The organism is Methylobacterium amylolyticum (assembly GCF_030700245.1).
Taxonomy (GTDB): domain Bacteria; phylum Pseudomonadota; class Alphaproteobacteria; order Rhizobiales; family Beijerinckiaceae; genus Methylobacterium.
This window is the reverse complement of the sequence record NZ_JAUYZI010000036.1, coordinates 1-15,669: the sequence shown is the minus strand read 5'-3', so window position 1 is coordinate 15,669 and position 15,669 is coordinate 1. Positions and strand designations below refer to the sequence as shown.

The window sequence follows — 15,669 nt, the reverse complement described above, 5'->3', positions numbered from 1 at the left end:
TCTCGCGGTGACACGACCGCCGTTCGCCGCGACGCCGTACAACCCCGGCCGAAGAGTCCGCAAGGCCGGCGGCGGGGCACGAGGAATCCTAGACCGGCACGCCCCGGGCGCGGGCGAAGGCGGTGAGCACCGGGCGCAGGGAATCGCCGTCGTGCATCCGGGCCATCTCGGCCTCGATCGTCGCGCGCACCGCGGCGGCGTCGAGGCTCAGCACCATCGCCTTGATCGGGCCGATCGCCGCCGGCGACATCGACAGGTTGCGGTAGCCCAGCCCGATCAGCGCCATCGCGTCGAGGGGCCGCCCGCCGATCTCGCCGCAGACGGTGACCGGGCAGCCGGCCGCCGCGGCGCGCTCGGCGATCAGCCGGAAGGCGCGCAGGGCGGCGACGCTCAGCGGGTCGAACCGGTCGGCGACCCGGCGGTTCTCGCGGTCGACGGCGAACAGGAACTGCATCAGGTCGTTCGAGCCGACCGAGAGGAAGTCGGCCTCCCGGGCGATCTCGTCGATCTGGAACAGCAGCGAGGGCACCTCGACCATGGCACCGAGCCGGCACTCGCTCGGGAGCCGGTGGCCGTGGCGGCTGAGATGCGCCTTCTCCCGGGCGACGATGCCCTTGGCGCGGACGAACTCGTCGACGGTGGCCACCATCGGGAACATGATCTTGAGGGGCCGCCCGTCCGCGGCCTTGAGCAGCGCGCGGAGCTGCATCCGCAGCAGCCCCGGCCGGTCGAGGCCGATGCGGATCGCCCGCCAGCCGAGCGCCGGGTTCTCCTCCTCGAGTTTCGCCATGTACGGCAGGATCTTGTCGCCGCCGATGTCGAGGGTGCGCACGGTGACCGGCTTGCCGCCCGAGGCCGCGAACACCTTGCGGTAGAGTTCCTGCTGCTCGGCCGCGGTCGGCATGCGCTGCGCGACCATGAACTGCAACTCGGTGCGGAACAGGCCGACGCCCTCCGCGCCGGTCTCGTGCAAATGGCCGAAATCGATCAGCAGGCCGGCGTTGAGGTGCAGGCCGATATGCACCCCGTCGCGGGTGACGGCCGGCACGTCGCGCAGGGCCCGGTACTGCTCCTGCCGCCGGGCGCGCAGGCGCACCATCTCGGCGTAGGCCGCCTCGACCTCGGGGCCGGGCCGGACGTGGAACTCGCCGGCCACGCCGTCGACGATGATCGCGTCGCCCGCGTCGCACAGCGCGGTGGCATTCTCGACCTCGCCCACCGCCGGGATGCCGAGCGCCCGGGCCACGATGGCGACGTGGCTGGTGGGACCGCCCTCCTCCAGCACGATGCCGCGCAGCGTCGAGGCCTCGTAGTCGAGCAGCGCCGCCGGGCCCATGGTGCGCGCCACCAGGATCGCGTTCTCGGGCAGCAGCCCCACGCCGGTGGCCGCGTCGCCGGTCAGCGCCCGCAGCAGGCGGTTGGCGAGGTCGTCGAGGTCGTGCAGGCGCTCGCGCAGGTAGGGGTCGCTCTGGCGCATCATCCGCGCGCGGTTGTCGGACTGCACCCGCTCCACGGCGGCCTCGGCGGTGAGGCCGGAGGCCACCGCCTCGCGCATCCGGCGCAGCCAGCCCTGGTCGTGGGCGAACATCCGCACCGTCTCCAGCACCTCGCGGGCATCCGCCGTGCCGATCCGGTCGCCGCGCTCCACCAGCGCGTCGATGGCCGAGCGCACGCCCTCGATCGCCGCGTCGAGGCGCTCGACTTCGCGCTCGACGTTCTCGGCGATCAGGGTCTTCACGACGACGCGCGGCTCGTGCAGCACCACGTGGCCGAGGCCGATCCCGTCGGCCAGCGCGACGCCCTTGGCCACCAGCGGGCGCCGGGCGGCGGTGCCGGTGTCCGTGGCGAGCCCCTCCAGCTCGCCCGAGGCGATCATCTCCGCGAGCACCATCGCGGTGGTCTGGAGCGCCTCGATCTCCTCCTCGGAATAGACCCGGTAGGTCTTGTTCTGGACGGTGAGCACGCCCAGCGTGTTGCCCGCCCGCAGGAGCGGCACGCCGAGGAAGGCGTGGTAGGCCTCCTCGCCCGTCTCGGGGCGGTAGGAGAAGGCCGGGTGGCTCTGGGCGTCGGAGAGCGCCAGCGGCTCGGCGGTGGAGGCGATCAGGCCGACGAGGCCCTCGTCGGCGCGCATCCGCGTGAGGTGCACCGCCTCCCGGTTCAGGCCCTCGGTGGCGAACAGCTCCAGGGTGTTGTCGGTGCGCAGGACGTAGACCGAGCAGACCTCGGCCACCACGTTGGCGGCGATCAGGACGACGATCCGGTCGAGGCGCGCCTGGGGGCCGACCGGGTCCGCCATCGCCTCGCGAAGGCGGCGCAGCAGCAGGCGCGGTCCTCCGGGCGTTGCGGGCATCGGCTCGTCGTTCCAGCGTCGGCGGGCGGCCGTGGCGTCGATCGCCCTGCAACCTCGGCGCCAACCCGGGAGGGTGCCGCCGGAACCCCCGCGTTGGCCGCGCGGATCCCTAAAATCAAGACCTATGGTCCGGCGGATCGTTCCGCCGCAACCTTCAGTTTCGGTCGAGGCCGTATAGCGAGTGCAGCGTCCGCACCGCAAGCTCGGTATAGGCCGCTTCGATCAGCACGGAGAACTTGATCTCGGATGTGGTGATCGCGCGGATGTTGATGCCCTTCTCGGCGAGCGCCCGGAAGGCCTTGGCGGCGACGCCCGCGTGGCTGCGCATGCCGACGCCGATCGCCGAGACCTTGACCACGTCGGTGGCGCCCTCGATCTGGGCGTAGCCGATCGTCTCGCGCGCCGCGTCGAGGATCGCCCGCGAGCGCCCGTACTCGGCCGTCGGCACCGTGAAGGTCATGTCGGTGGTCGAGGCGTCGCCGGACACGGTCTGGATGATCATGTCGACGTTGATGTTGGCGTCCGCCAGCGGGCCGAAGATCGCCGCGGCGACGCCGGGGCTGTCCTTGACCTTGCGCAGGGTGATCTGCGCCTCGTCGCGCGAGAACGCGATCCCGGTGATGATCTGCTGTTCCACGATCTGGTCCTCGTCGCAGATGAGGGTGCCCGGGCGCGCCGCGTCCGGCGGGTCGAAGGAGGAGCGCACGGTGGTCGGCACCCGGTGCACCATGGCGAGCTCCACGGAGCGGACCTGGAGCACCTTGGCCCCGAGCGAGGCCATCTCCAGCATCTCCTCGAAGGTCACGCGCTCCATGCGCTGCGCCTTCGGCACGATCCGCGGGTCGGTGGTGTAGACGCCGTCGACGTCGGTGTAGATGTCGCAGCGCTCCGCGCCGATCGCCGCGGCGACCGCCACCGCCGAGGTGTCCGAGCCGCCGCGCCCGAGGGTCGTGACCCGGCCGGTCTCGGCGTGCATCCCCTGGAAGCCCGCGATCACCGCCACCTCGCCGCGGGCGAACCCGGCCTCCAGGTTGGCGGCCGGGATGTCGGCGATGCGGGCCGAGCCGTGGGCGTCGCTGGTCAGCACCGGGATCTGCCAGCCCTGCCAGGAGCGGGCGGCGATCCCGTCCTTGCGCAGGGCGGTGGCCAGCAGGCCGGCGGTGACGAGTTCGCCGGACGCCACCACCGCGTCGTACTCGGCGGCGTCGTAGAGAGGATCGGCGTCCTTCATCCAGTCGACCAGCTCGTTGGTCTTGCCCGACATCGCCGAGACGATCACCGCCACGTCGTAGCCGGCCGCGACCTCGCGGGCGACGTGGCGGGCGACGTTGCGGATGCGCTCGACGTTGGCGACGGAGGTCCCGCCGAATTTCATCACCAGACGGGGCATGGTCCCTTCGCGTTTCCGGTGCCGGGTGGCGGCCGGACCCGGCCGGCGCCCGGCGGGTACAAGCGGCCCGGACCGGAGTCAACGTCCGGCCAAGCATGCCCCTCGGCATGCCCCTCGGCATGGCCCCGGCGCGCCCGGGACGGGCGACCGGCGGCGTGCTATGCGGCGGCCGGGACACGGTGTTGAGGGTGGGTGGCCGATGGTGGGCGAAAGCGCGGGCGGCTTCATCGACCGGGGCGAGGTGGCGCGGTTCGACGCGCTCGCCGCCACGTGGTGGGACGAGGCCGGGCCGATGCGGGTGCTGCACCGCTTCAATCCCGTGCGCGTCGCCCATATCCGGGACGCCCTGTGCCGCCGCCACGGGCGCGACCCGGAGGCGCCGTTCCCGCTGGAGGGCCTGACGATCTGCGACGTGGGCTGCGGCGGCGGCGTGCTGTCCGAGCCGCTCGCCCGCCTCGGCGCCACGGTGACCGGGCTCGATCCGGCCGCGAACAACCTCGCCGTGGCCCGGGCGCATGCCGAGGCCGCGGGCGTCCCGGTCGACTACCGGGCGGAGACGATCGAGGCCCTGGTCGCCTCCGGGCGGACCTTCGACGCGGTGCTGATCATGGAGGTGGTCGAGCACGTCTCCGACATGCCCGCCTTCGTGCGGACCGCCTGCGCCGCGGTGCGCCCCGGCGGGCAGCTCTTCGCGGCGACGATCAACCGGACCCTGCGCTCCTTCGCGCTCGCCATCGTCGGGGCCGAGTACGTGCTGGGCTGGCTGCCGCGGGGCACGCACGACTGGGAGAAGTTCGTCACCCCCGACGAGCTGTCGCGGGCGATCCGCGCGGGCGGCCTCGCCGTCGGGGAGACGGTCGGCGTGGTGTTCAACCCGCTGACCGGGGGCTGGCGCCCGAGCCGCGACGCGGCAGTCAACTACATGCTGGACGCCGAGCGCCCCGCCTGAGCGGGGCGGGCCGGTCTCAGCGCGGGCCGGCCGCGGCGGCGCGCCGGTGGCGGCTGACCGCCTCGCGCAGCACCCGCGAGAGCTGCTCGACCGAGTAGGGCTTCTGCACCAGCGTGAAGCCGTGCGCGCCCTCCTGGGCCAGCACGTGGCTGTAGCCGGAGGTGAGCACCACCGGCAGGTCGGGGCGCCGCCGCCGCAGTTCTTCTGCCAGCGCGATCCCGCCCATGCCCGGCATCACCACGTCGGAGAACACCGCGTCGAAGCGGAAGGGGACCTTCTCCAGCTCCGCCAGCGCCTCCTCCCCGTTCGTCACCCAGACCGTGTCGTGGCCGAGATCCTGGAGGATCTGGGTGGCGAAGCGGCCGACCTCGACGTTGTCCTCCACCACGAGGATGCACAGGCCGCCGGGCTCGGGCGTCCCCGGCGCGCCGTCGGCGGCCTCCGCCTCCTGCGGCGGCTCGACCTCCGGCAGGTACAGGGTGAAGCTCGTGCCGGCGCCGAGCGCGCTGTGCACGTCCACGTCGCCGCCCGACTGCTTGGCGAAGCCGAACACCTGGCTGAGCCCGAGGCCGGTGCCCTTGCCGATCTCCTTGGTGGTGAAGAACGGCTCGAAGATGCGCGGCAGCACCTCCGGGGCGATGCCGGCGCCGGTATCGGTGAGCGACACCGCCGCGAAGGCGCTCTGAGAGCCGGCGTGGCCGCGGATCCGGGGCATCGGCCGGCCGGCCACGAGCTTCAGGGTCAGCGCGCCCTCGCCGGACATCGCGTCGCGGGCGTTGACCGCCATGTTGATCAGCGCGGTCTCGAACTGGCTGAGGTCGGCGCGGATGTAGCACGGCTCGGGCGGCGCGCTCACCGTCACCGCGATGCGCGCGCCGGTGACCGAGTCGAGCATCTCGGCGACCGCGCGCAGGGCGGCGCCGACCTCGAACACCTCGGGCTTGAGCGCCTGCCGCCGGGCGAAGGCGAGGAGCTGGCCGGTGAGCTTGGCCGCCCGGTCCACCGTGTCGGAGATCGCCTCGACGTAGCGGCGGCGGCGCTCCTCGGCGAGGTCGGGCCGCTTCAGCAGGTCGGTCGAGGACTTGATGACGGTCAGCAGGTTGTTGAAGTCGTGGGCGACGCCGCCGGTGAGCTGGCCCACCGCCTCCAGCTTCTGCGACTGCCGCAGGGCTTCCTCGACGCGCTCGCGCTCCTGGCTCTCGGACTGGAGCCGGGTGTTGGCCTCGGCGAGCGCGCGCAGGTGGCGGGTCTGCTCGGTCAGATCGGTGAGGACGCCGCAGAGCAGCGTCTGGCCGTCCTGCCGGTCGAGCCGGCTGAGCGACAGGTGGGCCGGCCGCTCGGCGCCGTCGGCCGCCCGCAGGCAGACCTCGTCGCGGGCGGGCTCGTCCAGCGCCGCGCCGGCCATGCGATCGAGGGCCCCGGGATCGACCACCAGCCGGCGCAGGGCCTGCCCGATCAGCCGCTCCTGGGGGATGTCCAGCATCTCGGCGAACCGCCGGTTGCAGTAGAGCAGCGCCCCGTCCGGCCCGAGGGTGAAGGCCCCTTCCTGGATCTGCTCGATCAGCACCCGGTACGGCCGGTCGGCGTTCTCCAGGGTGTAGACCAGCCGCTCGTGGTTCGGCCCCTCGACCACCACCGCGTCGAAATCGCCCCGGCGGATCGCGGCCAGCGTCTCCTCGCTCTCCTCCAGCCGCGCTTCCAGCTCGCGGATATGCGCGCGGTAGGCCTCCGGCGTCGGCTCGCCGCCCGGGAGCAGGTCGTCGAGGCCGGTCATAGGCGCGCCTCCGCCAGCGACGGATCGAGGCCGCGCAGGATGCGCCCCGGGTCCGACAGGTCGCCGGTGATCCGGCGCACGGGAGCCGGGGCGGCCCGGACCAGCGTCGGGGCGGCGACGACGCCGTCGCGCTCGGCCAGTTCCGGCTGCTGATAGATGTCGATCACCTCCAGCTCGTAGCGGCCGGCGAGGTGCGCCTCGCAGATCCGGCGCAGGCTCTCGACCGTGCGCAGGGAGCGGGGCGCCGTGCCGGCGACGAACAGGCGCAGGAGGTAGCGGCCCGGCGCGGCGTCGCCGGTCAAGGCCGGTCGTCCTTCGGGCGGATGTCGAGCCCGACGAGCACCTTCTCGGTGTTGGACAGGTCGCCGATGATCCGCTTCAGCGGCGAGGGCAGGCGCCGCACCAGGGTCGGGATCGCCAGGATCTGGTCCCCGGCCGCGAGCTGCGGGTTCTTCATCAGGTCCACGACCTCGATGTCGTAGCGCCCCGCGAGGTGCTCCTCGCAGAACCGCTGGAGGTTCTTCATGGCGGCGAGCGACTTGGCGGTCTGCCCGGCGACGTAGAGGCGCAGGTGGTAGTGGCCGGGATCGCCGTCGGGATCCGCCTCCGGTTCGCCGGCCTGGGAGATGTCGCCGCTCATTCCGCCCTGCTCCGTCTCGCCCGCAGCTCGTCCCGCTCGTCCGCCAGCGCCGTCTCGCGCAGCGCGTCCTCGTCCCGCAGCAGGCGCTCCTCGTCCGCCACCGCGTCGAGGCCGGCGTGCAGTTCGGCGATCTGGCGCTCGATCGCCGCGCGCCGCCGCGCCGCGTCGCGGACGCGCCGCTCCGTCTCCTGCCGGCGGCGCAGGGATTCCGCCCGCTCGTGCGCCTCCTGCACGAGGCGGGCCGTGCCGGTCAGGACCCCGGCGGGGCCCATGTAGGCGTCGACCAGCCGGATCCCGTCCCCCGACATCAGGAACTCCCGCACCTGGTGCGAGTGGCTCATGCCGCGCGCCTTGATGACGTAGAGCGTCCGGGTGCGCTCGCCGTTCGCCTCGACGTTGAGCAGCTTGATCCACGTGTCCATCAGCGAGGACACGCCGAGATCGTCGGCGGCCTCGACGACGCCCTCCTGGCGCAGGCTGGTGAACACCGCGGTGATGCCGCGGCCCTTCAGGAGGTCGATCATCCGCAGCAGGGTCGCCTGCAACTCGCTCGTCGGGCCGCGCAGGGCCGAGAGCGGGTCGATCACCACCACGTCTGGACGGAACCGGTCGATGTCGCGGTGCATGCGCGCGAGGTGCATCTCCAGCCCGAACAGGGTCGGGCGCGCCGCCTCGAAGCGCAGGAGACCGCTCGCCTCGTGGCGGGCGAGGTCGAGGCCGATGGAGCGGGCGTTGCGGCAGATCTGCGCGCCGCTCTCCTCGAACACGAAGGAGAGGCAGCGCTCGCCGCGGGCGCAGGCGGCGTCGATCAGGCTCGACGACAGCATGGTCTTGCCGGTGCCCGCCTCACCCGAGATCAGGACGCTGGTGCCGCGGTAGAACCCGCCGGGGCCGAGCATCGCGTCGAGGCCGGCGACGCCCGACGAGATCACCCCCTCCGCCACCCCGTAGTTCAGGTCGGCCGAGGTGACCGGCAGGACGCTGATGCCGCCCTCGTCGATCAGGAACGGGTACTCGTTGGTGCCGTGGGCCGAGCCGCGGTACTTCACGACCCGCAGGCGGCGGGTGGTGATCTGGTCCGCCACGCGGTTGTCGAGCAGCACCACGCAGTCGGAGACGTACTCCTCCAGGCCCTGGCGGGTGAGCTGGCCGTCGCCCCGCTCGCCGGTGATGACCGCCGTGAGCCCCCGATCCTTGATCCAGCCGAACAGGCGGCGCAGCTCGGCCCTGAGCAGCGACGGGTCGGTGAAGCCGGAAAACAGCGTCTCGATCGTGTCGAGCACCACGCGCTTGGCGCCGACGCTGTCGACCGCGAAGCCGAGGCGGATGAACAGGCCCTCCAGGTCGTACTCGCCGGTCTCCTCGATCTCGCTGCGCTCGACGCGGACGTGGTCGATCGCGAGCTTGCCCGCCGCGATCAGGCCGTCGAGGTCGTAGCCCAGCGAGGCGACGTTGGCGGCCAGATCCTCCGCCCGCTCCTCGAAGCTCATGAACACGCCGGGCTCGCCGTAGAGCGTCGCCCCGTTCACGAGGAAGGTGGTCGCGAACAGCGTCTTGCCGCAGCCCGCGGCGCCGCAGATCAGCGCGGGGCGTCCGGCCGGAAGGCCGCCGAAGGTGATCTCGTCGAAGCCCGCGATGCCGGTGGGCGCCTTGGGAAGCTTCGGGACGGCTTGGGGTTCGGGCACGACGGTTCCGGTTCTGAGGCGCGCGCCAGATCCGCAGGCCGGGGACGCCTGCCCTCGCGTCCCGGCTTCGCGCCGGCGCGGCGCGGTGGCGATGCGCGCGGTCCCCCGGGCGCCTCCGCCGAGCCCGGCCCGGGCCCGTTCGCGGTCGGGCCGCCCCGCGCGCCGATGCAGGATCCATCGGCAGGATCCACCGGGTAGTGGAACGGGCCCCCCGGTGCAATACGGGCGGGGGCCGCGCGCCGCGGATCCGGCCCGGCTTGTCCGGCCCGGCTTGCCTCGCGAGGGCGAATCCTGATATGGCCGCGCCCATCCCGCGATGCCTGAGCCGTCGTCGCCGGGCGCGCGGTGCGCGTCCCGAGACCGGCCGGACGTTCCCGAAGCCCCCTTTCGAGCGGCCCCGCCGGGCCGAGAGACCGATGAAGATCCGCAACTCCCTCAAGTCCCTGCTCGGCCGCCACCGGGACAACCAGCTCGTGCGCCGCAAGGGCCGCGTCTACATCATCAACAAGACCCAGAAGCGCTTCAAGGCCCGCCAGGGCTGAGCCTTCTCCGGCCGCAGGCGGTCCGGATCGCGAGTTCGAGGCGGCCGCGTCCGGGAGGGCGCGGCCGCTTTGCCGTGCGCGTCGCGCGCGCGGCGCGTCGCTCGGGCGCGTTGACGGACGGCCCCGGCGCGCGCAGGCTCGCGCCATGATCCCGACCTCGCTCCTGCGCCCGCTCCTCGTCGCCGCGGCGGTGCTGGCCGCGGCGGTGCTGATTGCGGGCGGCGCGCCGGCCGCGCCCGAGCGGGGACGCCCGGGCAAGGCGGACCGGGAGGCGCCGGAGAAGCCCGCGCCGAAGCCGCCGAGCCTCGACGACCTGTTCGCCCGCCTGAAGGCCAGCGCGGACCCGGCCGAGGCCAAGGGCATCGCCCGGCTGATCGAGCGCCGCCTCGACCGCTCGGGCAGCGCCACCGCCGACCTGCTCACCGACCGCGCCCGGCAGGCGATGACCAGCCACGACTTCCCGCTCGCCGCCGAGCTGATGGACCGGGTGACGGCGCTGGAGCCGACCTGGGCCGAGGGCTGGAACCGGCGCGCGACGGTGTTCTGGCTCCTGTCCGACAAGGCGGACGCGCTGGCCGACCTCCAGCGGGCGCTGGTGCTGGAGCCGCGCCACTTCGAGGCCTGGGCGTCGCTCGGCCGGATCTACGAGTCGATGGAGGACAAGGCCCGGGCGCTGGCCGCCTTCCGCCGGGCGCAGGGGCTCTACCCGCAGATGGAGAAGGTCCGCGAGGCCGTCGACCGCCTCGCGCCGGAGGTCGACGGCCGCGACCTGTGAGCCCGGCCGCGGGTCGGGTCCGGCCTGTGGCCGCCGCAATCCTCGTCCTCCTCGCCCTGCCCGTCGTGCTGGCCGGCCTCGCGCTGGCCGCGGGCGCGGCGGCGAGCCTCGTCATCGCCGCGCGGGTCGCCGCGCTCCACCCGCCCGCGGGGCCGTTCGTCCCGGTCGCGGGCGGCCGGCTCGCCACGCTCCAGGCGGGGCCTCCGGACGGGGTCCCGGTGGTGCTGCTGCACGGCGCCGCGGCCAACGCCGCCGACCCGATGGCGGGGATCGGCGGCCTGCTGGCGGACAGGGGGTTCCGGGTGATCGCCTTCGACCGGCCGGGCTTCGGCTGGAGCGACCGCCTCGGCGGCGCCGCGGCGGCCAGCCCCGCCGCGCAGGCGCGGATCATCGCCGAGGCGCTCGCGGGCATGGGCGTCGGCCCGGCCGTGGTGTTCGGCCATTCCTGGTCGGGCGCCCTGGCCCTGGCGCTGGCCCTCGACCACCCGGAGCGGGTGGCGGGCCTCGCGCTCGCCGCGCCGGTGGCGATGCCGTTCCCCGCCCGCCGCGACGCCCTGCCCTGGTTCTGGCGGCTCGCCCTGTCCCCGCCGGTGGCGTGGCTGCTCAGCCGGACGATCGGCCCGCCGGTCGCGCTCCTCTACCTCGACGCGGCGGCGCGGAACGTGTTCGCGCCCGAGGCGCCGGTGGCCGTCTACCGCGAGCGGGCCCGCGCCGCGCTGGTGCTGCGGCCCAACACCCTGCTCGCCGGCGTGCAGGATCTCGTCGCCCTGCCGGCCGCGCTGGCGGCGCAGGCGCCGCGCTACGGGGCTTTGCGGGTCCCGACCCTGATCGTCTCCGGGGCGGCCGACCCGGTCGTGCGGCCCGATGCGCAGGCTGAGCCCCTCGCCGCGGCGATCCCCGGCGCCCGCCTCGTCCTGCTGCCGGGCGTCGGGCACATGCTGCACTACACCGCGCCGGAGCGGCTGGCCGAGGAGGTCGGCCGGTTCGCGGAGACGGCCGCCGGGCGGTGAGCGCCGGCCTCACGCCTTCTCGGCGTGCTCCCGGGTGATGAAGGTGAGCCGCACGAGGTTCGTCGCACCGGGTGTGCCGAAGGGCAGGCCGGCTACGACGATCACCCGGTCGCCCACCGCCGCGAACCGCTCGCGCACCGCGAACTTCGCCGCGCGGAAGGCCATGTCGTCCACGTCGCTGGCGTCCTTGGTGACGATCGGGTGCGCCCCCCAGGCGATGGCGAGGCGCCGGGCGGTCTCGCGGCGCGGCGTGAGGGCGATCACCGAGGCGTTCGGCCGCTCGCGGGTGAGGCGCAGCACCGTCGAGCCGGAATTGGTCCAGGCCATGATCGCGGTCAGGTCGAGGGCGTCGACCATCTGGTGGGCGGCCGCGGCGATGGCGTCGGCCGCCGTCTGGTCGGGGGTGGCGTTCTGGGCGCGGATGATCGACCAGTAGAGCGTGTCCCGCTCCACCTGCTCGGCGATCCGGTTCATCGTCGCCACCGCTTCGAGGGGATAGCTGCCGGACGCGCTCTCGGCCGAGAGCATCACCGCGTCGGCGCCCTCGTAGACCGCGGTGGCCACGTCCGAGACCTCGGCCCGGGTCGGCACCGGGGCGGTGATCATCGATTCGAGCATCTGGGTGGCTACCACCACCGGCTTGCCGGAGCGGCGGGCGCCGCGGGTGATGCGCTTCTGCACGCCCGGCACCTGCTCCAGCGGCATCTCGACCCCGAGGTCGCCGCGGGCGACCATCAGCCCGTCCGAGATCTCGATGATCTCGTCGAGGCGGGTGAGCGCCTGGGGCTTCTCGATCTTGGCCATCACCAGGGCGCGGCCGGCGCAGACGCGCCTGACCTCGGCCACGTCCTCGGGGCGCTGCACGAACGAGACGGCGATCCAGTCGGCGCCCGCGCTCAAGCCCGCCTCCAGGTCGGAGCGGTCCTTGTCGGTCATCGCCGGCAGCGGCACCACCGTGTGGGGCAGCGACACGCCCTTGCGGTTCGAGATGCGCCCGCCGACCTCGACGCGGGTGAGCGCGCGGTTCTCGGACACCTCGACCACCGCGAGCCGCAGCTTGCCGTCGTCGAGCAGGATCGCGTGGCCGGGTTCCAGGGCGGAGAGGATCTCGGGATGCGGCAGGTGGCAGCGCGCCGCGTCGCCCGGGGTCGGGTCGCCGTCGAGGACGAAGGATGCGCCCGCCTCCAGCATCGCCGCGCCCTCGGCGAACACCCCGAGCCGGAGCTTCGGGCCCTGGAGGTCGACGAGGATGCCGATCGGCCGCTTGGCCTCGCGCTCGACGGCGCGGATCGCCTCGACCTTCTCCGGCAGCTTCTCCCGGGGCAGGTGGCTCATGTTGAGCCGGAACACGTCGACGCCCGCGCGGAACAGCCGCTCGATCATCTCCGGCGTGTCGGAGGCGGGCCCGAGGGTCGCGACGATCTTGGTGCGGCGGGAACGTTTCAAGCGGGCTTCCTCCGGCGGCCCCGCCCGCCGGGCCGGTGCCGCCGGGGGTCACGCCCGGCCCGGGTCTGAGCATCCGCGGCGCGGCGGCGTCAAGGGCGGCCCGGGTCGGGAATCCTTGACCCGGGCCGCAACGGATTTTTGCGCTCCGCCCGCGCCGGTGTTAGGCCGCGGCGCGACCGCCGGACCACGCGGTACGCCCGGGCCAGGGCGGCCGGCTCGCGGAGGCCGGCGCGCGCCGCTCGTGAACCACCGTGGTGAGGCCGTCCCAGGATCCATGAGCGACGCCCTCCCCTTCCTCGCCGGCGGCGGCGAGGCCGCCCGGCTGATCCGGGCCCGCAACTGGTCCGGCCACCCGCTCGGACCCCCCGAGGGCTGGCCGGAGGCCCTGCGCGTCGCGCTCAGCCTCGTGCTGAACTCGCCCGAGAGCATGATCCTGGCCTGGGGGCCGGAGCTGCACTTCTTCTTCAACGACACCTACATCCCGCTGCTCGGGCCCCGGATCGCCTGGGCGACGGGCGAGCGCTTCGACCGGGTCTGGGCCGACGCCTGGGAGCAGGCGAAGCCGATCATCGACGACGCCTTCGCCGGGCGCAGCCGCCGGTTCGACGACCTGCCGTGGCGGCTCGACACCGACCGCGGCGCCGCCGACACGTGGTTCACCTTCTCCTACTCCCGGGTGCTCGACGGCGACGGCCGGATCGCCGGCCTGTTCATCTTCACCAACGAGACCACCGAGCGGGTGGTCGCCGAGCGGCGGCGGCAGGAGGCGGAGACGGCACTGCGCGCCGAGCGCGACCGGGCGCAGGGCGTGCTCGACAACATGGGCGAGGCGTTCGCGCTCATCGACCGCGACCTCCGGATCGTCGCCATGAACGCCGAGGCGATGCGGATGGAGCGCCGCCCGCGCGCGGCGGTGGTCGGCCGGCCCCACGCGGAGGTCCATCCCGACGCCGAGCCCGCCCTGCTCGACGCCTACCGGCGCGCCCTGGACGGCGGCGTGCCGGTGGCGCTGGAGCACCGCTACGCGTGGCCCGACGGGCGCTCGGCCTGGATCGACATGCGCGCCTACCCCGTGCCGGAGGGGCTGGCCGTGTTCTACCGCGACGTCACCGCCCGGCGCGAGGCCGAGGAGAGCCTGCGCCGCAGTGAGGCCTTCCTCGCCGCGACCCTGGAAGCGCTGCCGGTCGGGGTGATCATCGCCGACGCGGACGGGCGGATCCTGCGCGACAACGCCGCCAACCGCGACATCTGGGGGATGCCCCCCGAGACCCTGAACTGGGAGCAGTACGGCGACTGGGTGGGCTACCGGCCCGAGACCGGCGCCCGCCTGCGCGCCGAGGACTGGGCCATGGCCCGGGCCCTGCGCAGCGGCGAGACCGTGCGCGACGAGTTGGTCGAGTGCGCGCGCTTCGACGGCGGCGGCCGTCGGCTCTTCCTCAACAACGCCGCGCCGATCCGCGACGCCGGGGGGGCGGTGATCGGCGGCGTGGTCGCCGAACTCGACGTGACCGAGCGGGTGGCGATCGAGCGGCGGCTGCGCGAGAGCGAGGCGCTCGCCCGGGAATACGCCGAGCGGGTGCAGCTCGCCCTCTCGGCCGGGGCGATCATCGGAACGTGGGTCTGGGACCTGCCGAGCGACCGCTTCACGGTCGACGAGGCGTTCGCGCGCAATTTCGGCCTCGACCCGGCGCTCGGCCGGGACGGGCTGAGCCTCGCCCAGGTGGTCGAGACGGTGCACCCCGACGACAAGCCGGGGCTCGCCGCGGCGATCGCCGACGCGGTCGCCCGCGGCGGTCCCTACGCCCACCAGTACCGGGTGCGCCGCGCCGACGGGAAGTACTACTGGCTGGAGGCGAACGGGCGGGTCGAACGCGGCCCGGACGGCACGCCGCTGCGCTTCCCCGGCGTGCTGATCGACGTGGAGGGGCGCCGGGCGGCGGAAGCCGAGCGCGACCGCGCCATCGCCCAGCTCCGGGCGCTCACCGACACGCTGGAGAGCCGCGTCGCGGCGCGCACGGCGGAGCTGATGCGGGCGGAGGAAGCCCTGCGTCAGGCCCAGAAGATGGAGGCGGTGGGCCAGCTCACGGGCGGGCTGGCGCACGACTTCAACAATCTGCTCGCGGGCATCACCGGCTCGCTGGAGCTGATGCAGACCCGCATCGGCCAGGGCCGGCTCAAGGACGTCGACCGCTACATGGCCGCCGCGCAAGGCGCCGCCCAGCGCGCCGCCGCCCTCACCCACCGCCTGCTCGCCTTCTCCCGCCGCCAGACGCTCGACCCCCGCGCCACCGACGTCAACCGCCTGGTCGCCGGCATGGAGGAGCTGATCCGCCGCACCGTCGGCCCGGCCGTGCGCATCGAGACCGATCCCGACCCCGACCTGTGGCCGGCGCTGGTCGACCCGCACCAGCTCGAGAACGCGCTGCTCAACCTCTGCCTCAACGCCCGCGACGCCATGCCCGAGGGCGGCCGCATCACCATCGTCACCGCCAACCGCCGCCTCGACGAAGCCGCCGCCCGCGCCGGGGACGTCCCGGCCGGCGACGCGATCCCGCCGGGGGCGTACCTGTCGCTGTGCGTGGCCGACACCGGCACGGGGATGAGCCCGGAGGTGGTGGCGCGCGCCTTCGACCCGTTCTTCACCACCAAGCCGACCGGCCAGGGCACGGGGCTGGGCCTGTCGATGATCTACGGCTTCGCCCGGCAGTCGGGCGGGCAGGTGCGGATCGCCTCGACGCCCGGGCGGGGGACGCGGGTGTGCCTGTACCTGCCGCGCCACGACGGCCCGGCGGAGGCGGCGGCCGCCGTGGCCGGCCCGGGGGCGGCGCCGCGCGCCGAGCGGGGGGAGACGGTCCTGGTGGTGGACGACGAGCCGACGGTGCGGATGCTGGTGACCGAGGTTCTGGAGGATCTGGGCTACACGGCGATCGAGGCGGGCGACAGCGCGGCGGGGTTGCGGGTGCTGCACTCGGACGTGCGGGTCGACCTCTTGGTGACCGATGTCGGCCTGCCCGGGGGCATGAACGGCCGGCAGATGGCCGATGCCGGCCGCGCCCGCCGCCCCGCCCTCAAGGTCCTGTTCATCACCGGATACGCCGACACCGCGGC

The 15,669-nt window shown here is 74.1% G+C and carries 12 protein-coding genes; 5 read left to right on the top strand and 7 right to left on the bottom strand.

The annotated features are described in order from the left end of the window. Positions 1-88 precede the first annotated feature (88 nt). Positions 89-2,350, bottom strand: coding sequence for a phosphoenolpyruvate--protein phosphotransferase (gene ptsP / locus Q8W71_RS22460; protein WP_305527638.1), 2,262 nt, complete (start codon positions 2,348-2,350; stop codon positions 89-91). A gap of 154 nt (positions 2,351-2,504) precedes the next feature. Continuing rightward, positions 2,505-3,740: an aspartate kinase gene (locus Q8W71_RS22455; RefSeq protein WP_305527637.1), complete on the bottom strand. Its 1,236-nt coding sequence runs from the start codon at positions 3,738-3,740 to the stop codon at positions 2,505-2,507. A 199-nt stretch (positions 3,741-3,939) separates the two neighbouring features. Between Q8W71_RS22455 and ubiG the strand changes: the two genes are divergently transcribed. Further along, on the top strand, positions 3,940-4,689 hold the full coding sequence (ubiG, locus tag Q8W71_RS22450; RefSeq protein ID WP_305527636.1) for a bifunctional 2-polyprenyl-6-hydroxyphenol methylase/3-demethylubiquinol 3-O-methyltransferase UbiG: 750 nt from the start codon (positions 3,940-3,942) through the stop codon (positions 4,687-4,689). A gap of 16 nt (positions 4,690-4,705) precedes the next feature. On the opposite strand, the gene Q8W71_RS22445 is transcribed toward ubiG, so the two are convergent. From Q8W71_RS22445 to kaiC, 4 genes are read right to left on the bottom strand one after another with little or no spacing between them, the layout of a single operon-like run. Beyond that, entirely contained in the window at positions 4,706-6,463 is a 1,758-nt protein-coding gene (locus Q8W71_RS22445; protein WP_305527635.1) for a PAS domain-containing hybrid sensor histidine kinase/response regulator, read from the bottom strand. Then, complete coding sequence (locus Q8W71_RS22440; RefSeq protein WP_305527634.1) at positions 6,460-6,765, bottom strand: circadian clock KaiB family protein; 306 nt, start codon at positions 6,763-6,765, stop codon at positions 6,460-6,462. Before Q8W71_RS22440 ends, Q8W71_RS22445 begins: the two co-directional genes overlap by 4 nt. Continuing rightward, positions 6,762-7,103 carry a circadian clock KaiB family protein gene (locus Q8W71_RS22435; protein ID WP_305527633.1) on the bottom strand — a complete coding sequence of 114 codons (342 nt, stop codon included), beginning with the start codon at positions 7,101-7,103 and terminating at the stop codon, positions 6,762-6,764. Before Q8W71_RS22435 ends, Q8W71_RS22440 begins: the two co-directional genes overlap by 4 nt. Beyond that, positions 7,100-8,788, bottom strand: coding sequence for a circadian clock protein KaiC (kaiC, locus tag Q8W71_RS22430; RefSeq protein ID WP_305527632.1), 1,689 nt, complete (start codon positions 8,786-8,788; stop codon positions 7,100-7,102). The genes Q8W71_RS22435 and kaiC overlap by 4 nt, the downstream gene beginning before the upstream one ends. Before the next feature lie 416 nt (positions 8,789-9,204). Between kaiC and ykgO the strand changes: the two genes are divergently transcribed. The 3 genes from ykgO (at position 9,205) to Q8W71_RS22415 (ending at position 11,115) form a co-directional block, all read left to right on the top strand. Further along, the gene (gene ykgO, locus Q8W71_RS22425; protein WP_238207227.1) at positions 9,205-9,330 is read left to right on the top strand and encodes a type B 50S ribosomal protein L36; all 126 of its coding nucleotides are present in this window, start codon (positions 9,205-9,207) and stop codon (positions 9,328-9,330) included. 145 nt (positions 9,331-9,475) lie between these two features. Continuing rightward, a complete protein-coding gene (locus Q8W71_RS22420) occupies positions 9,476-10,105 on the top strand; it encodes a tetratricopeptide repeat protein (RefSeq protein WP_305527631.1) in 630 nt (209 codons plus the stop codon). Positions 10,106-10,131: 26 nt separating this feature from the next. Next, the gene (locus Q8W71_RS22415) at positions 10,132-11,115 is read left to right on the top strand and encodes an alpha/beta fold hydrolase (protein WP_305527630.1); all 984 of its coding nucleotides are present in this window, start codon (positions 10,132-10,134) and stop codon (positions 11,113-11,115) included. Positions 11,116-11,124: 9 nt separating this feature from the next. On the opposite strand, the gene pyk is transcribed toward Q8W71_RS22415, so the two are convergent. Further along, a complete protein-coding gene (pyk, locus tag Q8W71_RS22410; protein WP_305527629.1) occupies positions 11,125-12,561 on the bottom strand; it encodes a pyruvate kinase in 1,437 nt (478 codons plus the stop codon). Positions 12,562-12,835: 274 nt separating this feature from the next. On the opposite strand from pyk, the gene Q8W71_RS22405 reads away from it, so the two are divergent. After that, positions 12,836-15,669: PAS domain-containing hybrid sensor histidine kinase/response regulator (locus Q8W71_RS22405; RefSeq protein WP_305527628.1), on the top strand; the 2,834-nt coding region annotated here is incomplete at its 3' end.